Raw genomic sequence first — 9,233 nt, 5'->3', positions numbered from 1 at the left:
GTTAAGTGGTGATAGCTATCGATTGAAAGATAAACGACGTTCAGGAGCAATACCTGAGTAAAAGGGTGGATCAATTTTGATTGATCGTTTTTAAGCTAAAAGTGGATCAGTTTTCGGTGATCGTTGATATTCAGATAAGCCCGTGAATGTTGTTGGTTGGTCTTATGGTGCAGATGTTGTATTGAACATGATAGCAACGTCTCAATTGCCATTGTCTAAAGTATTTTTGTATGAGCCGGGATATCCCGGTTGTGTTCAAGAAGATGAAATGAAAACTTGGGTTGCGGATGCAGAGTCAATGTTTGAGCCTGTTTTTAATCATGTAAATCAAGGGAATTTGAGTTTAGCTGTTGAATCATTGATTGACGGTTCTGGGAATTGTCATGGTTACTTCGATAAGCAACCAACTGAGGTGAAGAGTTTACAGTTAAAGCAAGCTTATACATTGCCTTTGCAACTAAATCAGCAAGAACATCCATCGATTGATGCCCAAAGTCTATCGAATATCGATCTGTCTTTGATATTTGGACATGGCGATAAAACACGAGACTTATTTAAGCTGGCAACGCAGAGTGATGCACGAGCTTTAAGACACTCAAAATTGGTGGTTATTGAAAATGAATCTCACATGTTGCCTCAAGAAAATCCAGAAAAGTTTTCGAGTTTACTAATTGATTTACTGGGCAAAAAGGGCTAACAAACGCTTCAAGAGGGACAGCCAACGCGTGGCATTTTTACTATGCGTTGATTTTTGTGATTACGGTGTTATGCGGAAAGTTAGTAGTAGCGTTGTCTGCCCCTTAAGCGGGCGTTATGTAACCGTAAAGAAAAAAGACCACAATGCATTGAAAAGTAGATATTTTTTATGATTGATCTAATTTCAATGTCGACTTTGTCTGAGCGAGTTTCATGCATGTTGATTTAACTTTCGGCTTCTTGTTCTTCGAGTTTTTTACTCTGGCTTCAATGGTAAAGCGAGTTTGCGATAAGCTTGGTGGCAGTCACTTTTTTCTTTGAACTAGGGCTCGCAGTTTCGTCGTTGCCACGCAAATTCTACTGGGTTACTGCTAACTTTTCATGTAAGTTAAACGATATTTGGCAATGTTGTTCTTTGTAATGCTTTGAAATAGTTAGCAAAGTTACATAACAAAGCATTCAAGAGGGACAGTCAACGCTTGGCAGTTTTGGTTTGGTTGAGCATTTAAGGTTACGGTTGGTTAATTTGAGCGCAGTTGTTTGCGTTGGCTGCCCCTTAAGCGGGCGTTAGCTTGCTAAACGCTAGCAATACTAGCCTAAACTTGCCCTAATATCTGAAATGGTGATAAATAGCTTATTTTCTGCATCTTGAAACGCTTTAAAACCATAGCGCTCATAGAAATGTTTAGCGCCATCTTTTGCGTCAACAATAACGACGGGGAATGCCACGCTATCACTAGCGGCTAGTAGTTTTCGTAGAGCATCGATAAGTAACCACTCGCCAAATCCTTTACCTTTATAGCGCTCATCGATAGCTAAGCGAGCAATGAGTCCGCCAGACGTTGATGACTGATGCTTTTTCTGTAACTTATCGGGCAATGCTTTTAGGTCAATGGGTGTCATTGTTAAAGTGTAAAAACCGATGATAAGTGAGGTATTATTTTCATCCTCTAAAACAAATGTTCGGGTATTATCTTTTTTAGCCTGCTGACTTGCCATGACTTTCAAATAGTTATTAAGCGCATCAATTCCGCAGTTGAATCGGTTTCTGTCGTGTTTATCTTTATCGAGTAATACCGTTTTCATCATTGGTTTTTGGTCTCATAACGTTCGGCGGCAGTTTTAAGCTTTTGATTTAATGTTGTTGGTTTATCGAGAGCTTCCATAAGTAAAATGGCGTCTGCTTGGCTTAATTTTAGTGTTTGCTCACGTTCAATCACTTGTTTTGCTTTTTCGATTGCAGCATTGAGTACAAATGAGTTAATACTAGACATGCCAGCGAGAGCAGCCGCTTTGGTTAATAAGTTTTGTGTATCGACATCAACTCTCGCAGTGATACGAGGTAAAGTGGTAGCCATAATGTGTTCTCCTTTGTGTCAAAATGTCACATCCTTATTATGGTGTTTAAATATACAAAAAGCAATTATTGTGTCACTTTGGCACGCAAGCTAACAAACGCTTCAAGAGGGACTTCCAACGCGCGGCATTTTCATTATGCGTTGATTTTGATGATTACGGTGTTATGCGGAAACTTGGTAGTAGCGTTGTCAGCCCCTTAAGCGGGCGTTATGGCGCAGTCAGGCTTTGAAGTCAGTCGCAGCACTTCAATCAGCATTCTCGATAAATTGTGCTAAAGCCTTATAATTCAAATTGGCGTACGTATAGTGAGGTGAAGATGGAAAAGGCAGAATTTATTCAAAAGCACTTGATTGAGAAGGGTGTCCCAGCAGATTTAACTAAGCCAACTGCATTTATTTGGTCTAAATACAAAGACCCTTCTAAAAAACCTTTAGTTTTTCAATCGCCTGCAAAAATACTTATAACACATGGTTTATTTATGGGGCTACTATGGGGGGCGTTGATGTGGGTGTTTTTTTGGCATTCAGAGCCAGAAAATTGGGTAACTTATCTTGTCTCATCATCTCTATTTGGCATTTGTATGGGAATTATCAACGTATTTCGCACTATTAAGGCTCGAAAGCTTTTGGGTGAAACAAACTGGGAAAAATGGTGTCATCAACACTACGAGTAAAGCGCCATAACAAAGAGTTTAAGACGGATTCACAACGCTTGGCAGTTTTGGTTTAAGTCGGTTTTAGTGTTTACGTCATAATGGTTTAGGTTCAGTGGTAGCGTTGTTCACCACTTAACGCGGCGTTAGGTATTTGGAGGCATCATGAGAGCTATCTTTTTGATTTTTTGCTCGGTTTTATTGAATGGTTGCTTGGGTATGCCCGAATCAGTAAAACCAGTATCGGATTTTGAACTGAACAATTATTTAGGTAAGTGGTACGAGATTGCTCGACTCGATCACTCATTTGAAAGAGGTTTAAGTCAGGTTACAGCGGAATACAGTATTCGAAATGATGGTGGTATTTCGGTTCTTAATCGTGGTTATTCTAAAGATAAAGATGAGTGGAAGGAAGCTGAAGGCAAAGCTTACTTTGTGAATAGTCCAATAGACGGCTATCTAAAAGTTTCATTTTTTGGCCCATTTTATGGTTCCTATGTGATTTTTGAGTTAGATCGTGAAAACTATAGTTATGCGTTTGTTTCAGGACCGAATACAGGATATCTGTGGTTACTTTCAAGAACGCCGACCGTCGAACGTGATATTGTTGAGAAGTTCGTTCAGATGTCGAAAGAGCGTGGTTTTGATACAAATCGGCTCATTTACGTTCAGCAGCAATAAATACCTAACATTTAAGAGGGACAGTCAACGCTTGGCAGTTTTGGTTTGGTTGGCATTTGAGGTTACGGCTGGCTAGTTTAAGTTCAAAGGATTGTTTATGAACAAGATATTTGGAATTATTTATCAAGCTTAAAAAGGAAGACTTCTCAAGCGAATGCATTAAGATTGTTACTGATAACGCCCAAAACTTCGATTCACACTGTGATCAAGATATGTTTGTTTTCACTGTTAGCTTGCTGAAGAGATTTGATTTATTTAACGGTAGCAATTTTTTCATCAATCTCAAAAAAGAAAATTATTGGTTTCCTTTTATCAATAATCAAGGGATAAGGGTTAGCTTAAACCTGTCACAGACTGAGAAAAGTAGTTTTTTTAAGCTATCAAATGATCTCGACTATGTAACCGAGCTATTTGTGATTAAACGGACTGGTTTTAAGTGGAAGATAGATTCGATCACTATAAATGAACCCGAGTTAGCAACAATTTTTAACGAAACTAGGAAGCAAATCGATTTTAAAAAGTACCTTGTCCAGTTAGATTCTGGCTATCAACTAAATGAAATAATCATAAATGAAGGAGAATTTACTGATATCGACAAGCTATTACTTAAATTCAGCGTAGAAAAACTGCTCAAGCATTTCGAGTCCGAAAAAACCAACAAACTGCTTAAGAAGGATTCGTAATGTATAGCATTTTCAGCATGAGATGAGTTTCGTGACTACGATAGTATGCGGTAGCTTTTTCAGTACATTACTTACCCCTTAAGCGGGTATTATGATTCTTTGAAATTGAGGTAAGTTTTGGACATAGATAAGCGAGTAGAGTATTACGAGAAATATTACTGGTTTGAGCTTGAGAGACGCGAGACGTTAAATTCCAGACTCAATATGCCGATGTGGTCATAGTTGCTAGCTTTGGCCTTATTGGTTATCTGCTCAAAATGCCTTCCGTCGAATTTTTGGAAATACATACCAGCATTTAAGGCAGATTCCACACGCTCGGCATTTTGAACTTACTTCAGTTTTAGTCTATACGACACAATACGTTAAGTGCAGTGGTCTGCGTGACTCACTACCTAACTCGGCGTTATAAGGACTGGGGACAAAAGTGGTATTATACACATTTCAAACAGTTAACTTGAATTCACTTGCAGCACTAAAGAAGCACTCCTTATACTCGTCACTTGACAAGTTTAACAACGCGACAGAAAAAATGTTTGGACTTTTGCCCAGTGATACTCCTGTAATTATCGACTGTGTACCAGATATTGAAAAGTTAAAGCAATGCTCTATATGGCGACCGACGAAAAAGGTAAGGATGTCGAAGAAAAATAACGAATGTGGACTCATTACGAAGATCAATTGTCAGGAATCTGCTTCGTTTTTAATGAGCCACTGCTAAAAAATAGTCTTGAGCGAAACGATTGTTTATTACATCAAAAGTTACCTACGGCTATCCAAAATGAGCAATTCGTTGGTGAGTATATGGGATTAGAAAGTGTTGCTGGCCTGTTTTTGAAACTCGTGTGGTATGGAATAGCAAAAACAACTCAATAAGCACTTTGCCTCGCCTTCCAAATTTGAAATAGCATGTCTTTGTATTCTTTATCTGACATAGATAAAAAATCGATTCTATTGCCAGCTTCAGTTGATTCTAATCTCTGTGTCGTTGAATCTAAATGTCGGCACGCCTGCAACGCAAGACACTGTGGTAACGGTAATGTAACATTCATAAAGGCTATCAAAGTATCCATTAACTCTTTGGTACTTTGCCTGTCAGAATGCGTTGTCCAAGGAGGATTAAAACTAATAATGTCTTCCACTTTCCAGTGTGGTGAATAGCGATGAATCATATAAGGAATATAGGAAGGGCTGCGATCGGCCTGCCCGGAACCAGGCTGGTATCTCACATACATATTAAATTCTGAAAAAGGATAACTCCATAATTGATTTCCTGATGGATCAAACTTGCTTACTTGCCCAGTATGTCGGTTGTATTCATAAAGTTTTACCTGCTTTTCTCTAGCGTATATAAAACGTCCAGAAAACAACAATAACGTTTGTAATACCAGTAACAGAATATAAGGAGGAAGGAATACATCTTCATGAATCATCTGCATAATATAAGACCAGCCAAGCAGTGGAAAAATGATAAAATTAGCCTTCCTACATATTTTAAGCCACTTTTTAAAACGAGTGGTCGAATAATCATAAACGGTTAATTTTATATGGTTCCAATCAAAAAACGTGCGTCCAAATTTATCCGCCATTCCTCGTTGCTTCCAAACGCTCGGAGTTAATTCCATAAAACCCATTGTAGTAGTGGGAATACTCATGCCATTATAAACCCATTTATATATCAGCATGGATTGTGTAAAATTATGAGCAAGATCGTCATATTTCATTTCACAATGCTCTCGATGTTTTTTTTGAGTTCGGAATAAAAAGACAGTAATAACGATAAGAATTAGATTAATCAACCAAGCGATAACCAGAGGTTTCATCATTGAATTAATCAGTATACGGTCGACATAAAAACCAGAGCTAAAGAGTAAAATTAATGTAGCAATAATAGAAAGAGGTACCATGATTATAACCAAAACATAGAGACAATTAAGTCCTACACTAAGTTCTTTTAACCAAGGTGGTGTTAGCGGTAATTTAGGTAAATTTGACAAATCTGGTTCATAACAGTCTGGTTGCTTCCCAGTCCACGCAGACTCACTGTATTGATGTTGCAGCATGTTAACTCACAAAAATAATATGATGATAGCAATATATCAAAAATTGAGAAGAGGCTGTCGATTTTTTAACATGACTTTAAATGATTACTTTGTTTTCATTGTCCCCAGAAAGATTGGATCAGATTATGACGAGAAAATGTAGAAACCACTTTAAAGCTAAGGTGGTATTAGCTGCTGATAAACGGCTATTGAGGAGATTGCATCGTATGATTGATGAAACTCACTTTTAGTATCCGTTTATCGGCAACAGGAGTAGGCGAACCAAACTGGTTAGGGCGATAGATAATACCAATCGAAGATGTATCCTTTGGAGTATGCGTAATAAGGGCATCTGAGCAATTCCCTCTAGTGATTACGTGATACCGAAGTTACCGTACCCCTCAATTGGATATTTATTAGGTCAACCGCTACATAGGAACCACCAATATATCTATAGGAGAGTGGTTGATCAGGCTTCTAGAATAAGAAAGTAGTCGACTAACAAAGTCATGGTGATGTCCACAAATGAGTAGATCAAAACCATTCTCATTGATGATCTTTTCTAACTTATTACTTAAATCGCCTGTTCCGACATAAAAGTGTTGGATGGGGAAGTTAGTATATTTTTGCAGCTCCCTTAGACGGTGATTGGAATGCTCCGTTAATGGTCGATGATCAGGATTAGCCTGAATATCTACTAAATCTGGATAGATTTCTCCAATAGCGCCATCAATGTGGATCAGAGAAACATCGGCATTAAGTTGTTTGGCAAATGAAATTGCTTTATCAATAAGTAATTGACTGTCATCAGACAAGTCCAGTGCAACTAAAATATGTTGGTATGCCATGACTACACTCCTGTATTGGGGAAACTACTTTTATCATAATGGTAATGCGAAAAAATAGTGTCGACGTGGTTGCAAAACAGCAAAGTTATTGTTTAATAAACGCGCAATTTAGTGCGCCGAGTCGTTTGACAAGCGTATAAATGAGCAATACTGATTTTTTGTTTCTAAAGCGATTTATTCTTATAACAATAGAAAATGTAGAAAGTGGCTGAAAACATTGAGTTGCGATTCACTAGGGCGTTTTTTCGGAAAATAAAAGGAAAAAGCCAGCGAGAATACGCTCACTGGCGAGGCGTCAATGCATTGCTACGAGTTATATACCCTTCCGACTTGAAGTGGCAGAGGGATTGGCTACATTCTTTCACCCCAATCGCATAGCCTGTCTATGCTCATGGAGATGATGAGAGCCATCCGTGGCTCTCACCAAAGGCCAGTCTACGGCTGTTCAAATTTGTTCCAGACAAATTTGTCACTCACTTGCCGCCTACCTGCAACTCCAAGTTGTTTGGGTATAAAGGAAGTTAAGCAGTCGTGGCAAGTTTATTGTTTGCGCGAGATTTTAGGAAAGCATAGCCAGCGCCTGTTACTAGAGTTCCTGCAGCAATAGCGACTAAGTACATGATTACAGGTGTAATCGCATTTGGAATCATTAACACAAATAAGCCGCCGTGTGGTGCCATTAATTTAGCTCCAAATAACATAGATAATGCACCGGTTAATGCACCGCCCACCATACAGGCAGGAATAACACGCATAGGATCTTTCGCAGCAAAAGGAATGGCACCTTCAGAGATGAAACACAGCCCAAGTACAAATGAAGCTTTTCCTGCTTCACGTTCACCCGCTTCAAATTTGTCTTTAGCAAGAAAAGTGGCTAATCCCATCCCTAGTGCAGGAACCATACCCGCCGCCATGATCGCCGCCATCGGTGCATAGGTTTGTGAAGCCAGCAGGCCGACACCAAAAGTATAGGCTGCTTTATTGACTGGGCCTCCTAAGTCAAAGCACATCATGGCTCCAAGAATAATACCAAGCAATATTGCATTAGTTGAACCCATGCTATTTAGAAACTCTGTCATGGCGGACATAATGCTAGAAACCGGACCTCCGACGATGTAAATCATCACCAAACCCGTGACCAAGCTAGCAATAAAAGGAATGATCAGTATCGGTTTTAATGCTTCCATCGATTGTGGAAGAGAAACATGATCGGAAATCCATTTTGCAGAATAACCTGCGATGAAACCTGCGGCTATTCCACCTAAGAAACCGGCTCCCGTTGAACTTGCTAGCATACCGCCAATTAAACCCGGTGCTAAACCTGGGCGGTCAGCAATAGAGAAGGCAATATAACCAGCGAGAACAGGAATCATTAATGCGAAAGCAGATCCCCCGCCAATAGACATCAACGCCGCGGCAAGTGTGCCTTCCTCTTTGAACGCTTCGATGCCAAAGACGAAAGAAAGGGCGATGATCAAGCCACCAGCAACCACCACGGGTAACATATGTGATACCCCTGTCATGAGGTGTTTATAGACCCCTTTTTTCTCTTCGGTCGTATTATTATTTGTGTTACTTGAGTGCTGATAAACGGTTGCCATTGTAAAGGCTTTATCCATTTCTTCTGCGGTTTTTTTCAATGCAGGCCCCGTTTTGGTGCGGTACATTTTTTTACCATTAAAGCGATCCAACGGCACTTCAATATCAGCAGCAATGATCACTAAGTCAGCTTCAGCAATCTCTTGCGCAGTTAACTGATTTTTTGCCCCTACTGAGCCACGCGTTTCTACTTTGATTTGATGGCCACGACGTTTACCTTCTTCTTCTAGAGCTTCTGCGGCCATAAAGGTATGAGCAACCCCAGTTGGGCATGCGGTAATTGCAACAATTTTTTTCGCAGCATGACTGGTTGTCGCCAGTGATTGGAAAGTGGTGGCTTCTGTAGCTGAAAGCTCTGCGGCTTGTTGGACTGCCATGGTCAGGTAAGCTTTAGGATCGCTCGTACAGGCAGAAATATCACTTTGGTAGACTTTTTTACCAATGAAACGGGTCGTATCAATAGGAGTATTGGTGGCAATAATGACCACGTCAGCTTGTGCAATTTCTGCTTCTGTTAACGTATGGGTTTCTAATACAGTAGAGTGACACTCAACCGTTGCCGTCCAGTTCAATGATTTGGCAGCCTGCTCAAGCAGACCTGCGGCAATAATACTATTGGCAACCCCACTGGGGCATGCGGTAATGATGGCAATATTCATAGTTTCGACCTTCTGTC

Annotated in this window: 9 protein-coding genes; 4 read left to right on the top strand and 5 right to left on the bottom strand. The window is 39.8% G+C overall.

Annotated elements, in window-relative coordinates:
• The first annotated feature begins 142 nt into the window (after positions 1 to 142).
• The gene (locus tag FKN05_RS11570) at positions 143 to 697 is read left to right on the top strand and encodes an alpha/beta fold hydrolase (protein ID WP_245869045.1); all 555 of its coding nucleotides are present in this window, start codon (positions 143 to 145) and stop codon (positions 695 to 697) included.
• A gap of 590 nt (positions 698 to 1,287) precedes the next feature.
• On the opposite strand, the gene FKN05_RS11560 is transcribed toward FKN05_RS11570, so the two are convergent.
• A complete protein-coding gene (locus FKN05_RS11560; RefSeq protein ID WP_010319335.1) occupies positions 1,288 to 1,785 on the bottom strand; it encodes a GNAT family N-acetyltransferase in 498 nt (165 codons plus the stop codon).
• Positions 1,782 to 2,054, bottom strand: a complete 273-nt coding sequence (locus tag FKN05_RS11555; protein WP_004394087.1) for a type II toxin-antitoxin system TacA family antitoxin — start codon at positions 2,052 to 2,054, stop codon at positions 1,782 to 1,784. The genes FKN05_RS11560 and FKN05_RS11555 overlap by 4 nt, the downstream gene beginning before the upstream one ends.
• A 317-nt stretch (positions 2,055 to 2,371) precedes the next feature.
• Between FKN05_RS11555 and FKN05_RS11550 the strand changes: the two genes are divergently transcribed.
• The 3 genes from FKN05_RS11550 to FKN05_RS11540 all read left to right on the top strand — a co-directional run bounded on the left by FKN05_RS11550 (position 2,372) and on the right by FKN05_RS11540 (position 4,071).
• Positions 2,372 to 2,728, top strand: a complete 357-nt coding sequence (locus tag FKN05_RS11550) for a DUF6404 family protein (protein WP_170887538.1) — start codon at positions 2,372 to 2,374, stop codon at positions 2,726 to 2,728.
• Between the two features lie 144 nt (positions 2,729 to 2,872).
• Positions 2,873 to 3,388, top strand: coding sequence for a lipocalin family protein (locus tag FKN05_RS11545; protein WP_099611330.1), 516 nt, complete (start codon positions 2,873 to 2,875; stop codon positions 3,386 to 3,388).
• 110 nt (positions 3,389 to 3,498) lie between these two features.
• Positions 3,499 to 4,071, top strand: coding sequence for a hypothetical protein (locus tag FKN05_RS11540; protein WP_170887537.1), 573 nt, complete (start codon positions 3,499 to 3,501; stop codon positions 4,069 to 4,071).
• An 866-nt stretch (positions 4,072 to 4,937) separates the two neighbouring features.
• Here the strand turns inward: FKN05_RS11540 and FKN05_RS11535 are convergent.
• From FKN05_RS11535 to fruA, 3 genes are all read right to left on the bottom strand, one after another.
• On the bottom strand, positions 4,938 to 6,131 hold the full coding sequence (locus FKN05_RS11535) for a hypothetical protein (protein ID WP_170887536.1): 1,194 nt from the start codon (positions 6,129 to 6,131) through the stop codon (positions 4,938 to 4,940).
• 407 nt (positions 6,132 to 6,538) lie between these two features.
• A complete protein-coding gene (locus tag FKN05_RS11530; protein WP_099611327.1) occupies positions 6,539 to 6,958 on the bottom strand; it encodes a universal stress protein in 420 nt (139 codons plus the stop codon).
• A 521-nt stretch (positions 6,959 to 7,479) separates the two neighbouring features.
• A complete protein-coding gene (fruA, locus tag FKN05_RS11525; protein ID WP_161426858.1) occupies positions 7,480 to 9,216 on the bottom strand; it encodes a PTS fructose transporter subunit IIBC in 1,737 nt (578 codons plus the stop codon).
• Between the last annotated feature and the right edge of the window lie 17 nt (positions 9,217 to 9,233).

The organism is Vibrio sp. 1-1(7), from assembly GCF_013048485.1.
In the GTDB taxonomy this organism is placed as follows: Bacteria; Pseudomonadota; Gammaproteobacteria; order Enterobacterales; family Vibrionaceae; genus Vibrio; species Vibrio fujianensis.
Note: the sequence above shows the minus strand (reverse complement) of the source record. Positions and strands in the feature narration are given on the sequence as shown.

Coding starts and splice junctions, on each gene's coding strand:
- FKN05_RS11530 (WP_099611327.1), bottom strand. CDS start 6,958: ATGGCATACCAACATATTTTAGTTGCACTGGACTTGTCTGATGACAGT.
- FKN05_RS11555 (WP_004394087.1), bottom strand. CDS start 2,054: ATGGCTACCACTTTACCTCGTATCACTGCGAGAGTTGATGTCGATACA.
- FKN05_RS11560 (WP_010319335.1), bottom strand. CDS start 1,785: ATGATGAAAACGGTATTACTCGATAAAGATAAACACGACAGAAACCGA.
- FKN05_RS11550 (WP_170887538.1), top strand. CDS start 2,372: ATGGAAAAGGCAGAATTTATTCAAAAGCACTTGATTGAGAAGGGTGTC.
- FKN05_RS11545 (WP_099611330.1), top strand. CDS start 2,873: ATGAGAGCTATCTTTTTGATTTTTTGCTCGGTTTTATTGAATGGTTGC.
- fruA (WP_161426858.1), bottom strand. CDS start 9,216: ATGAATATTGCCATCATTACCGCATGCCCCAGTGGGGTTGCCAATAGT.
- FKN05_RS11535 (WP_170887536.1), bottom strand. CDS start 6,131: ATGCTGCAACATCAATACAGTGAGTCTGCGTGGACTGGGAAGCAACCA.